The sequence below is a fragment of the Amycolatopsis sp. NPDC005961 genome (genome assembly GCF_040629235.1).
Classification (GTDB): Bacteria; Actinomycetota; Actinomycetes; order Mycobacteriales; family Pseudonocardiaceae; genus Amycolatopsis; species Amycolatopsis camponoti.
This window is the reverse complement of record NZ_JBEXVF010000045.1, coordinates 32903-51222: the sequence shown is the minus strand read 5'-3', so window position 1 is coordinate 51222 and position 18320 is coordinate 32903. Positions and strand designations below refer to the sequence as shown.

The following is an 18320-nucleotide window of genomic DNA, read 5'->3' as shown; positions in this document are numbered from 1 at the left end:
AGCCGCTGTGGCCGTCCTCACCCGCTAACGTGGTCGCATGACGCGCTCGGCCCGGCTGCGGCGGCGCCTCGTCGAGCACCTGCTCGACGAGGACGTCCTGCACGCCCCGGAATGGATCGCCGCGTTCCGGGCGGTACCGCGCCACGTCTTCCTGCCGCGGTTCTTCGCACCCGCGGGCGGGCTGTGGGCGGCGGTCGACCGGGACGACCCGGGCTGGCTGGAGACCGTCTACTCGCGCGAGGTGCTGGTCACGCAGCTGGACGACGACCCGGACCGCTGGGAGCTCGCCCGGCGCACCGGGCCGGTGGCGGGCACGCCGACCAGCTCGTCGAGCATGCCGTCGATCATGGCGATCATGCTCGAGGAGCTGCGGGTCCGGGACGGGCAGCGCGTGCTCGAGATCGGCACCGGCACCGGCTACAACGCCGCACTGCTGAGCCACCGCTGCGGCGCCGGCCTGGTGTCCACTGTGGACATAGACCCGGTGATCGCCGGCGAGGCGCGCGAGCGGCTGGCCGCGGCGGGCTACCGGCCGACGTGCGCGGTGGGCGACGGCGCGCTCGGCTTCCCGGCGGGCACGCTGTTCGACCGGGTGCTGTGCACCGCTTCGGTTTCTTCGATCCCGCTCGCGTGGCTGGCGCAGACCACCCCGGACGGGCTGATCGTGACGACGCTGAACCGGCCGATCGGCGCCGGGCTGGTCCGGCTCGTCGCCGGCGAGGACGGCACCGCGCAGGGCCGCGTCCTCGCGCGCGACGGCCGTTTCATGCCGCTTCGCGCGCATCGGCTGGCGCAGGCCGATCCGCTGCCGATGCCGTCGCGCGACGACTGGGAGCAGACGCGGCTGCCGATGGCGTCGGTGCTCCAGCCGCGCCGGCAGTTCGAGTTCTTCGCCGGGCTGGCGATGCCGGGCGTGCGGCCGGTGCGCGACGGCGACGGCACGGACCCGCACGCGGCGGGCGGCCCGGGCGACAGCGGCGTCGCGCTCGTCCACCCGGACGGCTCGTGGGTCCGCCACCGCAAGCGCGCGGGCGCGGACGAGGTGGCCCAGGGCGGCCCGCGAGCCCTGTGGGAGCTCGCCGAAGCGGCCTACGTCGAGTGGTGCGAGCTGGACAAGCCGGACCGCGACCGGTTCGGGGTGACGGTCACCGCCGAACGCCAGGAGTTCTGGCTCGACGAACCGGGCGGCCGCACCTGGCCGCTCGGCTAAGGCAGCCGGTCGCGGATCCACTTCTCGGCGTGGTCGGCCGTCGCCTCCGTCGAGACGTCCGTGGTGTCGAAGAGGTCGACGCCCAGCTCCGGTGCCGACTTCCGGAGCCACTCGGTGAACTCCAGCATCTCCTCGATCCGCGGCTCGTCCCACTCCCGCCACGCCGGGCGCGCCCGCAGCCGCCTGCCCAGCGACTCCGGCGTGCCGACCAGCGCCAGGTAGTGGATCTCGCTGAAGAACGCCCTCTCCGGCAGCGGCTCGAACTCCGGTGGCGCGACCGTGCCGCACAGCACGACCGGCCGGCCGTTCTGGTGGAGCATCGCCGCCATCCGCAGCCACACCGACCGGAACGTGCCGACCTCGTCGCGCAGGGCACCGACCCAGAGGATGTCCTGGTCCAGCACGACGACGTCACCACCGAGCCGGGCCGCCAGCAGCGGCCCCACCGTCGACTTCCCGGCTCCGCTCGGGCCGGTCAGCGCGAACAGCGGCAGCTTCCGGAACGGCCACTCGTGGCCGCACCGGCGGCACGTGAGGACCGTGCCCGCGACGATGGGACGCTCCGCCAGATCGCCGCACGCCGGGCAGATCCGCAGGTCGAGACCCACCTCAGTCGAAGAGGTTCTCGAGGAAGCCGCGCTTGCGGTTGCCGTGCCCGTACGGCCTCGGCGAATCCGAGTACCCGCGATGCGGCCGCGGCGAGTCCGCGTACCCGCCGCGGTACGCCTTGGGCGAGTCCGGATGGCCGCCGCGGTAGGGGCGCGGCGAGTCGGGACGGCCGTGGCCGCCCTGGTAGGGCGGTGGCTGGCGGCCGTAGAACGAACTTTCCGCACCGGCGATCGCTTCGAGCTCACCGCGGTCCAGGAAGATCCCGCGACAGCCCTCGCACTGCTCGATGTGGACGCCGTTCTTGTCCACGGTCCGCATCTGGTTCTGACACTTCGGACAAATCACACATGCGAGCCTACGCACAAATCGGTCAGCAGGCGCAGAGGCAGAACGGGTGGCCCGCCGGATCGGCGTAGACGCGGAACGTCTCCGGCGCGTCGTCCAGCAGTTTCGCGCCGAGACCGAGGACGCGCTCGTGCGCCGCTTCGAGATCGGTGACGTTGAGGTCCAAGTGCAGCTGCTGCGGGTTCTCGGCGGACGGCCAGGCCGGCGGCCGGTAGTCGGCCACCCGCTGGAAGGCGAGGCCGGCGCCCCCGAGCGGGTTGGCGAGCGTGACCCAGTGGCCGTCGTCGGCGACATCGGGCGCGTCCCACTCCAGCACGGCCCGGTAGAACCCGGCGAGTGCCACCGGGTCGGGGCAGTCCAGCGCCACCACACCCAGCGTCGGTACCGCACTCATCGTCGCTCCCTTCGATCGCGAGTAACCATTGTTCGTAGTATGTGGGTTACTACGCGCGGGAGCAACCACCGACCGCCGTACACTGGGTGGGTGCACACCGACGCGTCTCTCGTCGTGGAGTTCCTCAACACGGTCAACGTCGAAGAGGGCACTGACCTGCTCGAAGATCCCGGGCAGTGGCACAGGTGGGCGGCCGGGAGGGCGTTGACGGCCAATCCGGCCCCCGAGGCCCGCGCGGCCCGAGACGCGCTGCGAGCCGCTGTCGGCGACCCCCGGCTGCCCGGCGGAAGCCTCGACGTGGGCACGCGAATCTCGTTGACGGACGACGGCCCGGAGCTGGTCGCGGACGACGTGGTGGGGGCGGTGTTCGCGGCCTGCGCCCGCCTGGTGGTCCGCGGCGAGTGGATCCGGCTGAAGATCTGCCCGGCCGACACGTGCCTGTGGGCGTTCTACGACGAGTCCAGGAACAGGTCCCGCACGTGGTGCTCGATGAGGGTGTGCGGAAACCGCGAGAAGGCCCGCGGCTGGCGAGCCCGGGCGGCGGAGACCGCGGCGGGCTGAGGCGCTGGGCAGCGAGCAACACGAGGGACGGCGGGCGGCGCGGGCAAGCAGCCGGTGCGAGCCGCCAGGGCGGGGTAGCGGGCGGGGCGGCCAAGCGGCGGCCTCAAGCCCCCTCAAGCCCCCCGCCAAGTTCCTCTCATCCGAGCGGCGGACCCACGAACGGCTGTGGACAACTCAGCCGCAACCCCCCACATATCCACGCCCCAGAGAGCCCCGCCCCCATACGTTGTGGACACCCATTAGGCCATCACCGTGAAAACCTGTGGATAACCCCGGGGATAACTCAGCTTCCTGTGGACAACTCGTTTGAACCTCCCCCGGCTGTGGTATACGCCTCAGCCGTCAGAACAGCAGCTCCGCCACCGCGTAGATGACCAGCCCCGCCAGCGCACCCACCACCGTGCCGTTGATGCGGATGAACTGCAGGTCACGGCCCACCTGGAGCTCGATCTTGCGCGACGTCTCCTCGGCGTCCCAGCGCTCGACCGTGTCCGTGATGATCGTCGTGATCTCGTGGGAGTAGTTCTTCACGAGGTACGCCGCCGCGCCCTCGACCCAGCCGTCGGCCTTCGCTCGGAGCTGGTCGTCCGACACCAGGCGCGTCCCCAGGGAGGTCAGGCCGAGGCGGACGCGCCGGCGCAGCTCGCTCGACGGGTCCTCCGCCGCCGTCAGCAGCATCTCCTTCGCCGTGCTCCACGCCGAGCCGATCAGGCGCTGGACCTCCTCGTGGTGCACGATCTGGCCCTTCACCTGCTCGGCGCGGGCCATCACCTCCGGGTCGGTCTGCAGGTCCTGCGCGAACTCGCCGAGGAACTTGTCCAGCGCCAGCCGCATCGGGTGGTTCACGTCGGTCTTGACCGCCCACGCGAACGACAGCACCTCGCCGTACACCTTGTCCGCGAGCATCTCGTCGACGAACTTCGGCGACCAGCTCGGCGCGCGGTCGGACACCACGCGCAGCATCGTCGTGTGGTTGTCGCGGACCCACTCGTAGCCGCGGTCGCACATGAGGTCGACCAGCTTGTGGTGCGCGCCGTCGGCGAACACGCCCTGCAGGATCTTGCCCAGCGGCGGGCCCCACGGCTTGTCGATGATCCGGCGCGCGACGGCCTGCTCCATGATCGCCTGGACGTCCTCGTCGCGCAGGACCCGGACCGCCGCCCGGACCATCGTCGCCAGCTCGGACGTCACGCGCTCGGCGTTGTCCTCCTGCGCGAGCCAGCCGCCGAGACGCCGCGAAAGCTCGACGCGCTTCAGCTTGTCGCGGACGACCTCCTCGGACAGGAAGTTCGACCCGACGAAGTCGCCGAGGCTGTTGCCCAGCGCGTCCTTCTTGTTCGGGATGATCGCCGTGTGCGGGATCTTCAGCCCGAGCGGGTGGCGGAAGAGCGCCGTGACGGCGAACCAGTCGGCCAGCGCGCCGACCATGCCGGCCTCGGCCGCGGCTCGCACGTAGCCGACCCAGCCCGGCCAGCCGGCCGACTGCGCCCAGCTCGTCAGCAGGAACACGACGGTGGCGCCGATCAGGAACGACAGCGCGACCAGCTTCATCTTGCGCAGCGCGCGCCGCTTTTCCTCTTCGCCGGCGGCGCCGCCCGGCGGGTCGGCGGGCGTCACCTTGGCGGGGGTCAGTTGCTCCACCCTGCCATTGTCCGCGAGGATCGGTGATCGTGCGCGAACCTGCTCTCGTCCCCCGCCTCCGGCCGTTCACCTCGACCATCTTCGCCGAGATGACGGCGCTCGCGGTCAAGCACGACGCCGTCAACCTCGGCCAGGGCTTCCCGGACACCGACGGCCCGGCCGGCATGCTCGAAGCGGCCAAGAACGCGCTGTTCGGCGGGGCCAACCAGTACCCGCCGGGGCCCGGGCGGCCCGAGCTGCGCGCGGCGATCGCGCGGCACCGGCAGCGCTACGGCACCGAGTACGACCCGGACACCGAGATCCTGGTCACCGCCGGCGCCACCGAGGCCATCACCGCGACGCTCATCGCGCTGACCGAGCCCGGCGACGAGGTCATCGTCATCGAGCCCTACTACGACTCCTACGCCGCCGCGGTCGCGATGGCGGGCGCCGAACGCAAGGTCGTCGGGCTGGTCGAGGGCGAAGACGGCCGGTTCGGCCTGGACGTCGAGGGCCTGCGCGCCGCCGTCACGCCGCGGACGCGGGCGATCCTGGTCAACTCGCCGCACAACCCGACCGGCACCGTGTTCACCCGCGCCGAGCTGGAGTCGCTCGCCGCGCTGTGCGTCGAGCACGACCTCATCGCGATCTGCGACGAGGTCTACGAGCACCTGGTCTTCGACGACAACGAGCACATCCCGCTGGTCACGCTGCCCGGCATGCGGCCGCGGACGGTCAGCATCTCCAGCGCCGGGAAGACGTTCAACTGCACCGGCTGGAAGATCGGCTGGGTCTGCTCGACACCGGAGCTGGTCGCGGCGGTGAAGGCGGCGAAGCAGTTCATCACCTTCGTGTCCGGCGGGCCGCTGCAGCCGGCCGTCGCGCACGCGCTCGACCACGAACTGGCCTGGGTCGACGGCCTGCGGTCGTCGCTGGAGGAGAAGCGCGACCGGCTGTCGGCCGGGCTGGCCGACGCCGGGTTCGCGGTGCGGCCGACGGCGGGCACGTACTTCGTCTGCGTCGACGTGCGGCCGCTGGGCTTCACCGACGCCGCCGACCTCGCGTGGGAGCTGCCCGGCCGGGTCGGCGTCGCCGCGGTCCCCGTGAAGGTGTTCACCGATCACCCGGACGAGTGGAAACACCTCCTGCGTTTCGCGTTCTGCAAGCGCAACGACGTCATCGACGAAGGCGTCACCCGGTTGCGCAAACTGGTCTGACGACCGCGGCGACGAGGCGGAAACTTTCCGGCGGGGAATTCGGGAGAGAAAAGCCGGCGAACCGCGCGCGCCGAGGCCGAGCGCGTCCGGTGACCGGTCCGGCACGCGGGGTGGGGGTCGACCGGTTGCCGTAGCGGGCAGTCACGCTCCGCGATCATGAAGGCGATTCCGTGTCTGCGGCGCCGCCTGGCGAGCCCGGTCCGGACCAGCGAGCATCCGGCCGTCGACGATCACGGACCGGAGTGGCCCGACCGGCGCGGATGCCGGTGGACCGACCACTGTGGACCCATTCGGCCCAATGCGGGTCGCACCCTCCGGACGTCTTCCCGGCCATCCGGCCGAAAAGCGGTGCGCGCACCCAAAGCCACTGTGTCGGCACGGAAAGCGACCGCGGCGCCGGAAACATCAGGTCAACGCTCGAATGTGCAAGTTGCAGTACTCGTCCGAATGGCCGTAGCGGAGCACCCGAACGGCACTGAGAGTGATCAACTTGTCGGCCGCAGATACCTTGCCCGGTAGGGCCGTTCCGCCTTACGGGCTGGATCGAAAGCGGGAGAGATGAAAGACTCCCGAGCGGTGCTAGAAAGAGTGCAGCCCCGAGGGAACTGCGACCTGGCCGGAGAAAGACCCCAGCAAGAACAGACTCGAGCGGGCATCGCGAGAGTTTCAGGCGCGGACGGTGGTGGTGGCGGTGGGGAGCACGGCGAACGCGTGCCGCAGCGTCCTCGCACGGCCCGCGCTCACAGCGGGTGAGTCCCCTCGTTCGCGCGTACGCACGCCCCGCCCGTGGACTGCGGCCCTGCAGCGTCCCGCGGCCAAGATCGTGATCGCCGGCGGCCTGACGCTGGCGGGCTGGCTGCTCACCGGCGCGCTGTCCGGGAGCGCCGCTTCGGCCGCCGAGACGGCGAGCTGCCCGGCCGCCCCCGCCGCCTCCTCCACTGTGGACCACTCCGCGAAGCTCTTCGCGCACGGCAAGCACCACAAGAGCCACCGCGAAGCCGCCGACCGGTGCGCGCAGCCGTCCGACAAGGCCCAGTCCGACGAGACCCAGTCCGACGCGACCGTGGCCGACGCGACAGTGGCCGACAAGACCGCCGCGGCACCCGGAACGACCGCGACCGAGTCCACGAAGGACACTCAGCCCGCCGAAGAGCCGGCGGCCGAACCCGCGACCACGACGAAGGCCACCTCCTCCGGCGGCGGACTGCTGAACGGGCTGGTCGGCACCGTCACGTCCGCGACGAAGCTCGTCACCGAACCCGCAGCCAAGTCGACGACCACCAAGACCTCCTCCTCCGGCGACGGCCTGCTCGGCGGGCTCCTCGGCGGCGTCGTCAACGTGGTCGGCGGCACGCTGAACACGGTCACCACGACCGTCAGCGGGACCCTGCAGACGGTCAGCACCGTCACGGACACGCTGTCCCACACCGTTCTCGCGCCGCTCACCCAGCCGCCCGCGAACAACCCGGACGCGCCCGTCCTGCTCCCCCTCGACGACATCCTCGACCCGATCCTGGGCGGCAGCTCGAACTCGGGCGGCGTCACGGTCACCGTGCCCGGCGTTGTCGCCGGCGAGACCGTTACCCAGCAGACCACCACCCCGGCCGTCGCCGAGACCGCGTCCACCGAGACGCCCGCGACGACCCAGCAGACCTCCCGGGTCGCGGTCGTGCACCTCGTCGAGGTGCAGAACACCCGGCCCGCCCAGCAGGAGCAGCCGCGCGACTCCGGCGTGCACGCCCGCAACGGCGGCGGCGACAGCACCCCGGGCCTGCCCGGCGGCACCAGCGCCCCGAGCGCGCCGGCCCCGACCGCCGCTCCCGGCCACGACGGCCCCGGTGGCGTCCGCCACCAGTTCGCCGTCCACACCGACGACGCCACCACCACCCAGCTGAAGCTCATCGGCGCCAGCCGCGACCACGACGTCGACGGCGCGGGCAGGGAAGCCGCCCTGCCCACCACCTCTCCCGACTGACCCCAAACCGGGCAGCCGGGGAGAACTGCGTCCAAAACAAGATCAACTCGACGCACGGCCACGCGGTGATCGCGTGACGATTCCCCAGTTCCAGTACGAAATTCGTGACTCTTTCACGTCTCGTGACGCTCACCCGCGTCCGACGTACCCCAGGGGCGTAAACCCATGCGAAACCACAGTCTTTCCGACCGGCCGACCGCGCCCGGCCGGGTCGGATCCCGGTCCCGGCGCCGCGCTGCCCCCGTGGCGCCGGGACCCACACCGGGCGTGCTCCGGGAGTTTTCGCTCACCGCGCCGAGCGAGATCTCGCAGTACCGAGAGCGCGCCTGAACCGCGGGCTTCCCGGCACGTCGAGGGGCTGTGCCGGGAAGCCAGCGGTTACCCGCGAGCGGGGTCACGTCCGCGAACGGGGGTGTGTACGAATGAACCGGTGCGCTGGATGCACATGAACGCCGCCCATCCCTGGGAGCAGGCTCGCATCCAGCGCACCGGTTCGTCCGTTTCAGGCGATCGGCGCCGCCAGTGATTCCGGGGTGCCGCTGACCGACGCCGCGGCGGCACTCAGCCGCCGGACCGCCTCGTCGATCTTGTCCGGTGGCAAGGAAAACGGCAGCCGGATCCACCGCTCCAGACCACCGTGGACGCCGAAGCGGGAGCCGGGCGCCACCTGGACGCCGTGGCTCGCCGCCGCCACCGCCAGCCGTGAGCTCACCGGCTCCGGCATGCGGCACCACAGCGACAGGCCGCCCTCCGGCAGCGTGAACGTCCAGTCCGGCAGGTACCGGTGCACCGCGCCGGCCAGCGCGTCGCGGTAGCCACGCAGCTCCTCCCGCCGCCGGGCCAGAGCGGCCTCGTCGGCCAGCAGCTCGGTCAGCACGATCTGCTCGAACACCGGTGACCCGAGGTCGACCGCGTAGCGCGCCGAAACCAGGCGGCCGAGCAGGTCTTCCGACGCGCGGATCCAGCCGAGCCGCAGCCCGCCCCAGTGCGTCTTCGACGCCGAGCCGACGCAGATCGCCAGGTCGCCGGCGAACGCGGCCAGCGGCGGCGGCCCGGTCAGGGGGTCGCCCTCCAGGTCCAGCTCGACGAGCGTCTCGTCCACCACGACCGGCGTCCGCGCGCGGGCCAGCACGGTGCCGAGCCGGGCGCGGCCTTCGGCGTCCAGGCGCAGGCCGGTCGGGTTCTGGAAGTCGACGACGAGGTAGGCGAACCGCGGGGACGCCTGGCGCAGCGCCGCGTCGACGCCCGCGATGTCCCAGCCGCGCTCCCCGCTCGGGTCGAGCGCCACCGGCACCGGGATGGCGTGCGCGGCCCGGATCGCCTCGAGCGCGTTCGGGTACGTCGGCTGCTCGACGAGCACGCGGTCGCCGGGGCCCGCGAGCATCCGCAGGACCAGGACGAACGCGTGGTGCGCGCCGTTGGTGACCATGACCTGCGCGGGCGTCGTCGGCAGGCCGCGTTCGGTGTAGCGCCGCGCGACCTTCTCCCGCAGGCCGGGCAGGCCGCGTTCCTGGTAGCCGTGGTCACCGAGGTGGTCGGCGAGCCCGACGCGGGCCGCGTCGACCGCCGCGGCCATGCCCGCGATGGCCGGCGAAGACGCGTGGGTGAAGTCGATCGAACCGTCGTGCACCGGCGCGAGCGGTCCGCGGCGACGACGTCCGGGCGCGGCGATCCACGACCCCGCGCCGCGGCGGCTCGCGACGAACCCGTTCTCCCGCAACCGGTCCAGGGCCGCGCCGATGAGCGTCCGGCTGACGCCGAGCGCGTCGGCCAGCTCGCGCTCGGCGGGCAGCCGGGTGCCGAGCGGGAGCTGGCCGTCCAGCACCTGCAGCTCGATGGCCCCGGCCAGGTCGGCCGCCCCCTGCCGCGATCCTTGCCGCCACGAGCCCAGCATGACGGCCAATCGAGGACCGGAGATGCGTCCACCTACCGGGATGACGGATTCCATAAGACCAATATCCTCGAAGTGGCTATGGTTTACCAGACCACCTTGCCCTGATAGTGGAGATGTGGCTCAGATCGATCTCCGGCCCGTCCGGATCTCCCGCGACCCCGTCCGCCGCAGTACCCAGCTGCTCGTGGGCCTCGCCCTCTACGGCACCAGCGTCGCCTTCGTGACTCGCGCGGGCCTCGGCCTCGAGCCGTGGAGCGTGCTCGCCGAAGGCGTCATGAAGCACACCGGGCTGACGTTCGGCACGATCACCGGGCTGATTTCCGTGGTCGTGCTCCTGTTGTGGATCCCGCTGCGCCAGCGCCCCGGGATCGGCACGATCGCGAACGTCGTGGTCATCTCGGTGATGGTCGACGTCGTCCGGGCCTTCCTCCCGGACCAGCACGACCTGGTGTGGCAGATCGCGCTGCTGGCCGGCGGAGTGCTCCTGAACGGCGTCGCCACCGCCACGTACGTCGGCGCGCGGCTCGGCCCGGGCCCCCGCGACGGCCTGATGACCGGGCTCGCGGGACGCACCGGCTGGTCGGTCCGGCTGGTGCGCACCGGCATCGAGGTCACCGTGGTCGGCATCGGTTTCCTGCTCGGCGGGACCGTCGGCATCGGCACCGTGCTCTACGCGCTGGCCATCGGTCCGCTCACCCAGGCGCTGCTGCCGCTGACCACCTGGCGTGAGAGCTAACCCGCTTTGCGCTGCTGCACCGCCCGGCGCAGCGTCAGGTAGTCGGCGCCGCGCCGGGCGAGGACGTCGTCGGTGCCGCGCTGCTGGGCCAGCGCGAGCAGGATGTGCTCCTGCCCGAGGTGCTTGTCCCCCAGCCGGACGGCCTCCTTGAGGCTCAGCTCCAGGGTCTTCTTCGACTGGGACGTGAACGGGACGTGCCCCCGCTTGGCCGGGCCCAGCCGGCCGGCCAGCGCGCCCTCGCCGTGGGTCCGCTCGACGCTTTCGACGATCTGCTCGACGTCGATGCCGAACTCGGTGAGCGCCTCGGCGTCGGCGTCGCTGACCCCGCCCCGCCGTCGCGTCCGCTCCAGTTCCGCGGCCAGGTCGTCGGTGGCGACGCCCAGCTCGGTGAGCAGGGGGACCCCGGTCTTGAGCAACCCGGCCAGCAGGTCCACCGGCCCGACCTCCACCGAGCCGGACTGCCGCGCCGTCATCTGCGCTTCGACGACCGCGAGCCGCGCGTCCGCCGTGAACCGCTCGAACATCAGTGCCTCCCGTACTTCTTGTGCACGGCCTGCCGGCTGACCCCCAGCTCGGCGGCGATCTCCTGCCACGACCAGCCGTCGATCCGCGCACTGCGGACCTGCACGGCCTCCAGTTGTTCCACCAGCCGCCGGAGCGCGGCGACCGCGCGAAGCCCCACTCGGGGATCGCGGTCGCCGGCCCGGGCGGCCAGGTCCGTCGCTTCTGTCATGCTTGTCAACCTACGTTGACAGGTGCGGTGTTGTCAACCTGAGTTGACAGTCTCCAGCGCGAAGCTCCCGGACGGGCGACGTACAGTCGGGCAATGCCCGAGATCGTGATCGCCGAGCGGGCCGGGGTGGGCGCCGACGGCCACCCCCGCCCGACCGAAGACCACGTCGTCGTCCTCGACAACGCCGTGCTCCTCCTCGACGGCGCCACCTCGCCGGACCCCGCGCTGCCCCCGGGCGGCTGGTACGCCGAACGGCTGGCCCAGCGTCTCGCCGAGGACCTCGGCGCAGCCCCCGAAGCCGACCTGACCGACCTCCTGACCAGCGCGATCGCCGTCGTGACGACCGAGAACGCCCTGCGTCCGCAGCAGTCGCCGTCGAGCACCGTCGCCGCCGTTCGGTGGCTCGAAGACCGCGTCGAAGCGCTGGTGCTGGCCGACAGCCCGGTCGTCGGCTTCGGTGACTTCGGGGTCGATGTCGTCTCGGACGACCGGCTCGCGCGGCTGCGGCGGCGCGGGATGCTCCAGACCGGCGCCGACGTCCGGCGCCGGCGCAACGCCCACGACGGCTTCTGGGTCGCCGAAGCCGACCCCGGCGCCGCCGCGCACGCCGTCCGCCGGAGCTGGCGGAGAACCGACGTCGACGCCGTCGTGCTCGCCAGCGACGGTGTCTCCATCGGCGTCGACCAGTACGAGCTGTTCGACTGGCGGGAAGTGCTGGCGATCACCCGCGCCGACGGTCCGGACGCCGTGCTGGACGCCGTCCGGACCGCGGAAAAGCAGGACCCGGACGGCGAGCGCTGGCCGCGTCCGAAGCGCCACGACGACCAGGCCCTGGTGCTGATCGACTTCGCATCCGGGGGAATTCAGGGTCTTCCCTGATCACGGCCGTCCGGTTCTTCGAGAACCTGGATGGCATGGGGATGGAACAGGGGAAGCGCACGAGACCGTGGCGGCTCGTGGCGCTGGGCGCGATCGGCTGGGGGCTGTTCACGGCCGTGGTGCTGCACATCATCAGCTCGCACGACCCGGTGTACGACACGCTGTCGAGCTACACCGTGACCGACCGGGGCGAAGGCATGCTCGCCGCGAGCGTGTTGTCGCTGGCCATCGGCTCGCTGGCGGTGCTCGGCGCGCTGCACGCCGCCGGTGTCCCGCTGTCGCGCACGACCCGGCTGCTGCTCACGCTCTGGTCGCTCGGGATGGCCGCGGCCGCGGTGTTCCCGGCGAGCTACCCGGAGGCGCCCGACCCGGTGAGCGGCGAGATCCACCTCTACGCGTGCCTGGTCGCGTTCCTGAGCCTGCCCGGCGCGGCGATCTCGCTGCTGGAACCGTTGCGGGGACGGCCGGAGCGGCTCGCCGTCGTGCGCGCGATCCGGCTGAGCGCGGGCGCGTTCGGGCTGTTCGCGGTCAGCTTCGTGTTCGTGCGGCTGAGCGAGGCGGGTGTCGGGCCGTTCCCGGAGGTTTCGGACGCGTTCCCGATCGGCGTCATGCAGCGGCTGCTGCTGCTCGCCGACGTGGTGCTGCTGCTCACGCTGCTTCAGGTCGCGACGCGGCTCGAGTCAGCTTTCGACGGCCGCCGCGAATTCGGGCGTGTAGCCGTACAGGCCGGGCATCCCGCCGGTGTGCAGGAACACCACGTGGTCGTCCGGGGCGAAGTGGCCCGCCCATTCGATCAGCGCGGCGGCCACCTTGCCGGTGTAAACCGGATCGAGCACAACCCCCTCGGTGCGGCCGAAAAGCCGTAGCGCGTTCCAGACCGCGTCGGTCGGGATGCCGTAGCCGGGGCCGAGGGTGGAGTCGCTCATCTTGGTGTGCGTGAGCGGCGGCGGTTCGACGCCGAGCAGCTTGGCCGCGCCGGCGACGAGGTCGTGGAGGTTCTCCGTGGCCTCGTCGAGCGGGTGGCTGACGCAGGCGATGCCGACGCCGAGGTTCCCGAGGAGCCCGGCGGCCAGCGCCACGCCGGCCGCCGTGCCGCCGCTGGCGTGCGGGACGATCAGGTGGGCGCGCTCGACACCGCGTTCTTCGAGCTGCTTCGCGAGTTCGTACGTGGCGCGGACGTAACCGAGCGCGCCGAGGTCGTTGGAGCCGCCGACCGGGACGGTGGCGACCTTCCGGCCTTCGGCGGCGGCTTCGGCGACGAGCCGGTCGTAGGTGCGGCCGGTCTCCTCGCCGTCTTCGCAGACGTGGACCGTCGCGCCGAAGAGCTTGTCGAGCGGGACGTTTCCGCCACGCTCGTACGCTTCGCCGTCGCGCGGGACCTTCGCGGTGAGGACGAGTTCGCAGCGCAGGCCGAGCTTCGCGCACGCGGCGGCGGTCTGGCGGCCGTGGTTGGTCTGGAGGGCACCGAAGGTGATCACGGTGTCCGCGCCGGCTTCCCGGGCCGCGCCGAGGTGGAATTCGAGCTTGCGGAGCTTGTTGCCGCCGGCGCCGAGCGGGTGGACGTCGTCGCGCTTGAGCCACAGGTTCCGCAGGCCGAGGGCTTCGCCGAGCCGGGGTGCCTCGTGCAGCGGCGTCGGCCAGCCGCCCAGGTCGACGCGGGGGACCGCGTCGAGAGCGGCAGCGGGGAATCCGGCGAAGTCGAACGTCATGAGCCCAGTCTGCCGCAGCCGTCGTGAGTGGGAAACCGGGTTCCAACCCGGTCTCCCACTCACGACCGGGGTGGCCAAAGACCGCGGGTATCCGGTAACGTTCGTTCGAACGAACGAGGACCTCCGGGGGCCGACATGACAGCTACGAGCCTGGACTTCACCGGTCTCGCCCAGCAGGCCGCGCAGCTCGCCGCCGGCGAAGTCACGTCCGCCGAGCTGACCGCCACCGCCCTCGGACGCGCGCACGCCAGCCAGCCCACGCTCAACGCGTTCCGGCACCTGCGCGACGACGCGGCCCTCGCCGAAGCGGCCGAAGCCGACCAGCGGCTCCGGACCGGCGACCGGAAACCCCTGCTCGGCGTGCCCGTCGCGATCAAGGACGACGTCGACCTCACCGGCCTGCCCACGTCGTTCGGCTGCGTCGGCGAGTTCCCCTGCGCGACCACCGACGCCCCCGCCGTCGCGCTGCTGCGCGAGGCCGGCGCGATCATCATCGGCAAGACGAACACCCCCGAGCTGGGCCAGTGGCCGTTCACCGAGGGCCCGGCCTTCGGCGTGACGCGCAACCCGTGGCACACCGGCCACACCCCCGGGGGTTCTTCGGGCGGGAGCGCGGCCGCGGTGGCGTCGGGGGCCATCGCGGCCGCGCTCGGTTCCGACGGCGCCGGCTCGGTGCGCATCCCGGCCGCGTGGACCGGGCTCGTCGGCATCAAGACCCAGCGCGGCCGGATCCCGACCGAAAGCGAACTGTTCCACGGCCTGACCGTGCTCGGCCCGCTCGCCCGGACCGTCGAAGACGCCGCCCTGCTGCTGGACGTCGTCGCGGACACCGGCACCACCTTCCGGACCGCCGCCGCGCGTGAACCCGGCCGGCTGCGGATCGGGCTGTCGACGCGGATTCCCTTCACCGCAACGAAGACGCGCCTCGACCCGGTCGTCGAGGCGAACGTGCGGCGGCTCGCCGAGTCGCTCGCCGGGCTGGGCCACGAGATCGTCGAGGTCGAGCCGGACTACGGGCTGATCGGCCTCACGTTCCTGCCGCGCTCGCTCACCGGCGTCCGCGACTGGACGCTGCGCGTGCCCGACCGCACCGGCCTCGACCCGCGTACGCGCAGCAACGCCGGCCACGGCCGCCTGCTGGCCGGGCCCGCGCTGCGGCTCGCCCGCGCGCTGGAGCCGGGGCTGCACCGCCGGATCGGCTCGGTGTTCGGCCGCGTCGACGTGCTGCTGACCCCGACCACCGCGACCCCGCCGCCGCCGATCGGCACGTTCGACGGGCTGTCCGGCTGGGAGACCGACCAGGCCATGATTGCCGCCTGCCCGTACGCTTGGCCGTGGAACGTGCTGGGCTGGCCGGGGGTCAACGTCCCGGCCGGGCTGACGGAAGACGGGCTGCCGCTGGGCGCGCAGCTGCTCGGCCCCTCGCACGCCGAGGAGCGGCTGGTTTCGCTCGCCGCGCAACTGGAAGAGGTCGAACGGTGGCCGGAGCGGCATCCCGAGACAAGCTGGTAAGCACCCGGGACGCCATCCTGCGCGGCGCGCTGACGGTCGTCGGCGAGCACGGCGTCGGCGGTCTGACGAACCGCCGGATCGTGGCCGCCGCCGGCGTTTCGCTCGGCACGCTCACCTACCACTTCCCCAGCCAGACGGCGTTGCTGCGCGAAGCGATGCTGCTGTTCGTCGAAGAAGAAACGGCGAAGCTGGGCGCGATCGTCGACGGCTACCGCTCGGAAGGCCTCAGCGTCGAGCAGGCGGCGTCGGTCGTCGAGCACGTGATCGCGCAGCTGCCGTTCGGCGCCGACGAGCTCGGCGCGCACGAGCTGTACCTCCAGTCCGCCCGGGATCCCGAGCTGCAGGAAGCGTCGTCACGCTGCTTCGCCGCGTACGACGAGCTGGCCGTGACGATCCTGTCGGCGGTCGGCGTGCCGGAGCCGCAGCGGCTGGCCGGGCCCGTGGTCGCGCTGATCGCCGGGCTGCAGCTGCGGCGGCTGGCGACCGGCGAGACGGACACGCCGGTGGCCGAACCGCTGATGATGCTGCTCCGCGGGGCTTGATGGCGCGGCCGATCGTCCGCGGCACGGCGGCGTGGAAGTACTTCGGCGACTTCCGCGACGGGCTGCTGGCCGGGCAGGTGCTGGTGCTGCAGGTGGCGCACCCGGTCGTCGCGGCGGGGGTGCGCGACCACTCGGACTACACGTCGGATCCCTGGACGCGGCTGATGCGGACGGGCGCGTCGCTGTCGATCTACGTCTACGGCGGTCCGGCCGGGGCCCGGGTGGAGGCGGAACGGTTGCGTGCCCTGCACCGCACGTTCACGGGTTCTCTGGACGGACGACGGTACAGCGCGCTGAACCCGGCGGCCTACGCCTGGGTGCACGCGACCCTGGTGAAGGTTCCCGTTGACGCGCAACAGTTCTTCGGCCGCCCACTGTCCGATGTGGAGCTTGAGGAGTACTACGCGCAGATGTGCGACGTCGGACGGCTGCTCGGCGTGCGCGAACGCGACCTGCCGCCGGACTGGGCGGCTTTCGAACGCTACTACGACGACATGGTGGCCGGTTTCGCGGGGAATCCGGCGATCGAGGAGCTCTTCGAGACGATCCACACCGTCCCGAAGCCGGTGCGATGGCTGCCCGGCTCGTGGTGGCGGTGGCACGCCCGGACCCAGATGTTCCTGATCCGGGCGACGCTGCCACCCGGACTCCGCGACCGCCTGGGTCTCCAGTGGACTCTCCGCGACCAGCGGCGCTTCCGGCGTTTCGCCCGGGTGGTGCGGACTCTCGCCACCCCGCTGCCAGCGGGACTGCGAACGGCGCACATGCGGTGGATCGGCAAGCTCAACGTCTGGCTCCGCGCCCACCCGAAGGTCTACGAGCGCCTGGTGGGCGGCAACGGCCCCGGCTCGAGGCCGTAGCTTTCACGCCTGGACGTCGCGGCCGCTGACCCGGGCATAGTGCGCGCGGGCCTTGGCCCGGTTCCCGCAGCGGGCCATCGAGCACCACTGCCGGTTGCGCCGCGGCGAAGCGTCGCAGAACCGGATCCCGCAGTCGTCCGCGGCGCAGATGCGAACCGCCGCATCGCTCGCCGCCAGGTCGATCGCGTCCGCCGCCAGGGCCGCGAACGCCACCGCCACCGGGTCCTTCGCCGCCGGGACCTCGCGGCGGAGGCGGCCGCCCGCCGTGACCAGGCGGGGCGGGGGCGCCGGCGCCGCGGCCGCCGCGTTGTTGACCAGGTCGACGTCCATCTCGGCCGGCAGCCCGTCCGCGAGCAGGACGCGGTCCACCGCTTCCCGCAACGCCTTCGCCGCCAGCACGTTCCCCGCCGTCACCGGCACCGGGCCCGTCGTGAAGCCCGCCAGGGACAACCACTCCGCCAGCGCGTCGGGCCCGGTCAGCAGCTCCACACCCTCGGCGTACCGGGAGCGCAGCGTGTTGACCAGGTCGAGGCACGGCCGTCCGCCGTCGAAAGCCCACTCCATGCCTTCACCCTAACCGTTGCGAACGGTTAGAGGAACCGCTACCTTCTAACCGCATGGACAGGTTAGAAAGCATGGCCACGGTCAACGGCATCCGGATGCACTTCGTCAAGGCCGGCGAGGGGCCGCCGCTGTTCCTCCTCCACGGCTGGCCGCAGACATCGCACTGCTGGCACCGGGTCGTCGGGCCGCTCGCCGAGACGCACACCGTCATCACCCCCGACCTGCGCGGCTACGGCCGCACCGACAAGCCCCGCACCGGCTACGACAAGCGCACGATGGCCGCCGACATCGCCGCCCTCGCCGAGCACCTCGGGTACCCGAAGGTCGCCGTCGCCGGGCACGACCGCGGTGGCCGCGTCGCCCACCGCTGGGCCCTCGACCGCCCGGACCAGGTCGAACGCGTCGCCGTCCTCGACATCGCTCCCACCCGCGCGATGTGGCAGCGCCTCGACACCGGCGTCGCGCAGGCCTACTGGCACTGGCTCTTCCACCTCCAGCCCGATCTCCCGGAGCTGCTCGCCGGCCAGAACATCGCCGCCTACCTCGGTTACTTCTACGAACGCTGGACCTACCAGCGCCACAGCCTCGACCCCGAGGCCGTCGCCGAGTACGTCCGCGCCTTCTCCCAGCCCGGCGCCCTCCGCGCCGGTTTCGACGACTACCGCGCCTCCTTCCCGGACGACGCCGAGCTCGACGACGCCGACTTCGCCGCCGGAAAGCGCGTCACCCAGCCACTTCTCGCTCTCTGGGGCGCGAACGGCCTGCTCGGCACCCTGCCGACACTGGAGATCTGGCAGGAGTACGCGCACGACGTCACGGGCACGGCCCTGGCCGAATGCGGCCACTTCCTGCCCGAGGAACAGCCGGACGAAGTCGTCTCCCACCTGCGGAAGTTCCTCGACCCCTGAGACCACCGGGGGCTCCGGTCCCCCGCGCTGGGGACCGGAGTTCCCTCCCCGC

Annotated in this window: 19 protein-coding genes and 1 pseudogene; 11 read left to right on the top strand and 9 right to left on the bottom strand. The window is 72.2% G+C overall.

What is annotated here, in order from left to right:
* Positions 1 to 37 precede the first annotated feature (37 nt).
* A complete protein-coding gene (locus tag ABZ342_RS32350) occupies positions 38 to 1210 on the top strand; it encodes a methyltransferase domain-containing protein (protein ID WP_360480993.1) in 1173 nt (390 codons plus the stop codon).
* Here ABZ342_RS32350 and ABZ342_RS32345 read toward each other — a convergent pair.
* The 3 genes from ABZ342_RS32345 to ABZ342_RS32335 are packed head-to-tail and all read right to left on the bottom strand — an operon-like array spanning position 1207 to position 2558.
* Complete coding sequence (locus ABZ342_RS32345) at positions 1207 to 1818, bottom strand: nucleoside kinase (protein WP_360480990.1); 612 nt, start codon at positions 1816 to 1818, stop codon at positions 1207 to 1209. The genes ABZ342_RS32350 and ABZ342_RS32345 overlap by 4 nt on opposite strands.
* Before the next feature lies 1 nt (position 1819).
* Positions 1820 to 2164, bottom strand: coding sequence for a zf-TFIIB domain-containing protein (locus ABZ342_RS32340; RefSeq protein ID WP_277875473.1), 345 nt, complete (start codon positions 2162 to 2164; stop codon positions 1820 to 1822).
* Between the two features lie 25 nt (positions 2165 to 2189).
* Positions 2190 to 2558, bottom strand: coding sequence for a VOC family protein (locus ABZ342_RS32335; RefSeq protein WP_360480987.1), 369 nt, complete (start codon positions 2556 to 2558; stop codon positions 2190 to 2192).
* 90 nt (positions 2559 to 2648) lie between these two features.
* On the opposite strand from ABZ342_RS32335, the gene ABZ342_RS32330 reads away from it, so the two are divergent.
* Positions 2649 to 3119: a CGNR zinc finger domain-containing protein gene (locus ABZ342_RS32330; RefSeq protein ID WP_155548686.1), complete on the top strand. Its 471-nt coding sequence runs from the start codon at positions 2649 to 2651 to the stop codon at positions 3117 to 3119.
* Between the two features lie 342 nt (positions 3120 to 3461).
* Here ABZ342_RS32330 and ABZ342_RS32325 read toward each other — a convergent pair whose 3' ends face one another.
* Positions 3462 to 4760 (bottom strand): DUF445 domain-containing protein, encoded by a 1299-nt coding sequence (locus tag ABZ342_RS32325; protein WP_155548685.1) that lies wholly within the window; start codon positions 4758 to 4760, stop codon positions 3462 to 3464.
* Positions 4761 to 4789: 29 nt separating this feature from the next.
* On the opposite strand from ABZ342_RS32325, the gene ABZ342_RS32320 reads away from it, so the two are divergent.
* Together ABZ342_RS32320 and ABZ342_RS32315 are read left to right on the top strand one after the other, a co-directional pair.
* The gene (locus ABZ342_RS32320) at positions 4790 to 5956 is read left to right on the top strand and encodes a pyridoxal phosphate-dependent aminotransferase (RefSeq protein ID WP_360480982.1); all 1167 of its coding nucleotides are present in this window, start codon (positions 4790 to 4792) and stop codon (positions 5954 to 5956) included.
* A gap of 691 nt (positions 5957 to 6647) precedes the next feature.
* Positions 6648 to 7931 carry a hypothetical protein gene (locus ABZ342_RS32315; protein WP_360480979.1) on the top strand — a complete coding sequence of 428 codons (1284 nt, stop codon included), beginning with the start codon at positions 6648 to 6650 and terminating at the stop codon, positions 7929 to 7931.
* Positions 7932 to 8433: 502 nt separating this feature from the next.
* On the opposite strand, the gene ABZ342_RS32310 is transcribed toward ABZ342_RS32315, so the two are convergent.
* Entirely contained in the window at positions 8434 to 9879 is a 1446-nt protein-coding gene (locus ABZ342_RS32310) for a PLP-dependent aminotransferase family protein (protein ID WP_360480976.1), read from the bottom strand.
* Positions 9880 to 9940: 61 nt separating this feature from the next.
* Between ABZ342_RS32310 and ABZ342_RS32305 the strand changes: the two genes are divergently transcribed.
* Positions 9941 to 10561, top strand: a complete 621-nt coding sequence (locus ABZ342_RS32305; RefSeq protein WP_155548682.1) for a hypothetical protein — start codon at positions 9941 to 9943, stop codon at positions 10559 to 10561.
* Here the strand turns inward: ABZ342_RS32305 and ABZ342_RS32300 are convergent.
* Both ABZ342_RS32300 and ABZ342_RS32295 read right to left on the bottom strand, forming a co-directional pair.
* Positions 10558 to 11085: a Clp protease N-terminal domain-containing protein gene (locus tag ABZ342_RS32300; protein ID WP_086675675.1), complete on the bottom strand. Its 528-nt coding sequence runs from the start codon at positions 11083 to 11085 to the stop codon at positions 10558 to 10560. The two genes, ABZ342_RS32305 and ABZ342_RS32300, sit on opposite strands and share 4 nt — an antisense overlap.
* On the bottom strand, positions 11085 to 11294 hold the full coding sequence (locus tag ABZ342_RS32295; protein ID WP_086675674.1) for a sigma factor-like helix-turn-helix DNA-binding protein: 210 nt from the start codon (positions 11292 to 11294) through the stop codon (positions 11085 to 11087). Before ABZ342_RS32295 ends, ABZ342_RS32300 begins: the two co-directional genes overlap by 1 nt.
* Positions 11295 to 11387: 93 nt before the next feature.
* Between ABZ342_RS32295 and ABZ342_RS32290 the strand changes: the two genes are divergently transcribed.
* Together ABZ342_RS32290 and ABZ342_RS32285 are read left to right on the top strand one after the other, a co-directional pair.
* Complete coding sequence (locus ABZ342_RS32290; protein ID WP_360480971.1) at positions 11388 to 12173, top strand: hypothetical protein; 786 nt, start codon at positions 11388 to 11390, stop codon at positions 12171 to 12173.
* 35 nt (positions 12174 to 12208) lie between these two features.
* A pseudogene (locus ABZ342_RS32285) lies at positions 12209 to 12769 on the top strand (DUF998 domain-containing protein); the annotation flags it as partial.
* An 84-nt stretch (positions 12770 to 12853) separates the two neighbouring features.
* Here the strand turns inward: ABZ342_RS32285 and ABZ342_RS32280 are convergent.
* Positions 12854 to 13882 carry a D-cysteine desulfhydrase family protein gene (locus ABZ342_RS32280; RefSeq protein WP_360480968.1) on the bottom strand — a complete coding sequence of 343 codons (1029 nt, stop codon included), beginning with the start codon at positions 13880 to 13882 and terminating at the stop codon, positions 12854 to 12856.
* A 135-nt stretch (positions 13883 to 14017) separates the two neighbouring features.
* Here ABZ342_RS32280 and ABZ342_RS32275 point away from each other — a divergent pair, with 135 nt between their 5' ends.
* The 3 genes from ABZ342_RS32275 to ABZ342_RS32265 are packed head-to-tail and all read left to right on the top strand — an operon-like array spanning position 14018 to position 16796.
* A complete protein-coding gene (locus ABZ342_RS32275; RefSeq protein ID WP_360480965.1) occupies positions 14018 to 15394 on the top strand; it encodes an amidase in 1377 nt (458 codons plus the stop codon).
* Positions 15361 to 15936: a TetR/AcrR family transcriptional regulator gene (locus tag ABZ342_RS32270; protein WP_155548678.1), complete on the top strand. Its 576-nt coding sequence runs from the start codon at positions 15361 to 15363 to the stop codon at positions 15934 to 15936. Before ABZ342_RS32275 ends, ABZ342_RS32270 begins: the two co-directional genes overlap by 34 nt.
* Complete coding sequence (locus ABZ342_RS32265; RefSeq protein ID WP_360480962.1) at positions 15936 to 16796, top strand: oxygenase MpaB family protein; 861 nt, start codon at positions 15936 to 15938, stop codon at positions 16794 to 16796. The genes ABZ342_RS32270 and ABZ342_RS32265 overlap by 1 nt, the downstream gene beginning before the upstream one ends.
* A gap of 3 nt (positions 16797 to 16799) precedes the next feature.
* Here the strand turns inward: ABZ342_RS32265 and ABZ342_RS32260 are convergent, their stop codons facing one another.
* Positions 16800 to 17360: a CGNR zinc finger domain-containing protein gene (locus tag ABZ342_RS32260; RefSeq protein WP_360480959.1), complete on the bottom strand. Its 561-nt coding sequence runs from the start codon at positions 17358 to 17360 to the stop codon at positions 16800 to 16802.
* Positions 17361 to 17413: 53 nt separating this feature from the next.
* Here ABZ342_RS32260 and ABZ342_RS32255 point away from each other — a divergent pair, with 53 nt between their 5' ends.
* On the top strand, positions 17414 to 18268 hold the full coding sequence (locus tag ABZ342_RS32255; RefSeq protein ID WP_360480956.1) for an alpha/beta hydrolase: 855 nt from the start codon (positions 17414 to 17416) through the stop codon (positions 18266 to 18268).
* Positions 18269 to 18320: the final 52 nt, after the last annotated feature.

What these genes read in the sequence shown, in the direction of transcription:
- ABZ342_RS32350 (WP_360480993.1), top strand. Translation starts at nt 38, where the DNA reads ATGACGCGCTCGGCCCGGCTGCGGCGGCGCCTCGTCGAGCACCTGCTC.
- ABZ342_RS32310 (WP_360480976.1), bottom strand. Translation starts at nt 9,879, where the DNA reads ATGGAATCCGTCATCCCGGTAGGTGGACGCATCTCCGGTCCTCGATTG.
- ABZ342_RS32290 (WP_360480971.1), top strand. Translation starts at nt 11,388, where the DNA reads ATGCCCGAGATCGTGATCGCCGAGCGGGCCGGGGTGGGCGCCGACGGC.
- ABZ342_RS32295 (WP_086675674.1), bottom strand. Translation starts at nt 11,294, where the DNA reads ATGACAGAAGCGACGGACCTGGCCGCCCGGGCCGGCGACCGCGATCCC.
- ABZ342_RS32275 (WP_360480965.1), top strand. Translation starts at nt 14,018, where the DNA reads ATGACAGCTACGAGCCTGGACTTCACCGGTCTCGCCCAGCAGGCCGCG.
- ABZ342_RS32255 (WP_360480956.1), top strand. Translation starts at nt 17,414, where the DNA reads ATGGACAGGTTAGAAAGCATGGCCACGGTCAACGGCATCCGGATGCAC.
- ABZ342_RS32300 (WP_086675675.1), bottom strand. Translation starts at nt 11,085, where the DNA reads ATGTTCGAGCGGTTCACGGCGGACGCGCGGCTCGCGGTCGTCGAAGCG.
- ABZ342_RS32280 (WP_360480968.1), bottom strand. Translation starts at nt 13,882, where the DNA reads ATGACGTTCGACTTCGCCGGATTCCCCGCTGCCGCTCTCGACGCGGTC.
- ABZ342_RS32335 (WP_360480987.1), bottom strand. Translation starts at nt 2,558, where the DNA reads ATGAGTGCGGTACCGACGCTGGGTGTGGTGGCGCTGGACTGCCCCGAC.
- ABZ342_RS32260 (WP_360480959.1), bottom strand. Translation starts at nt 17,360, where the DNA reads ATGGAGTGGGCTTTCGACGGCGGACGGCCGTGCCTCGACCTGGTCAAC.
- ABZ342_RS32265 (WP_360480962.1), top strand. Translation starts at nt 15,936, where the DNA reads ATGGCGCGGCCGATCGTCCGCGGCACGGCGGCGTGGAAGTACTTCGGC.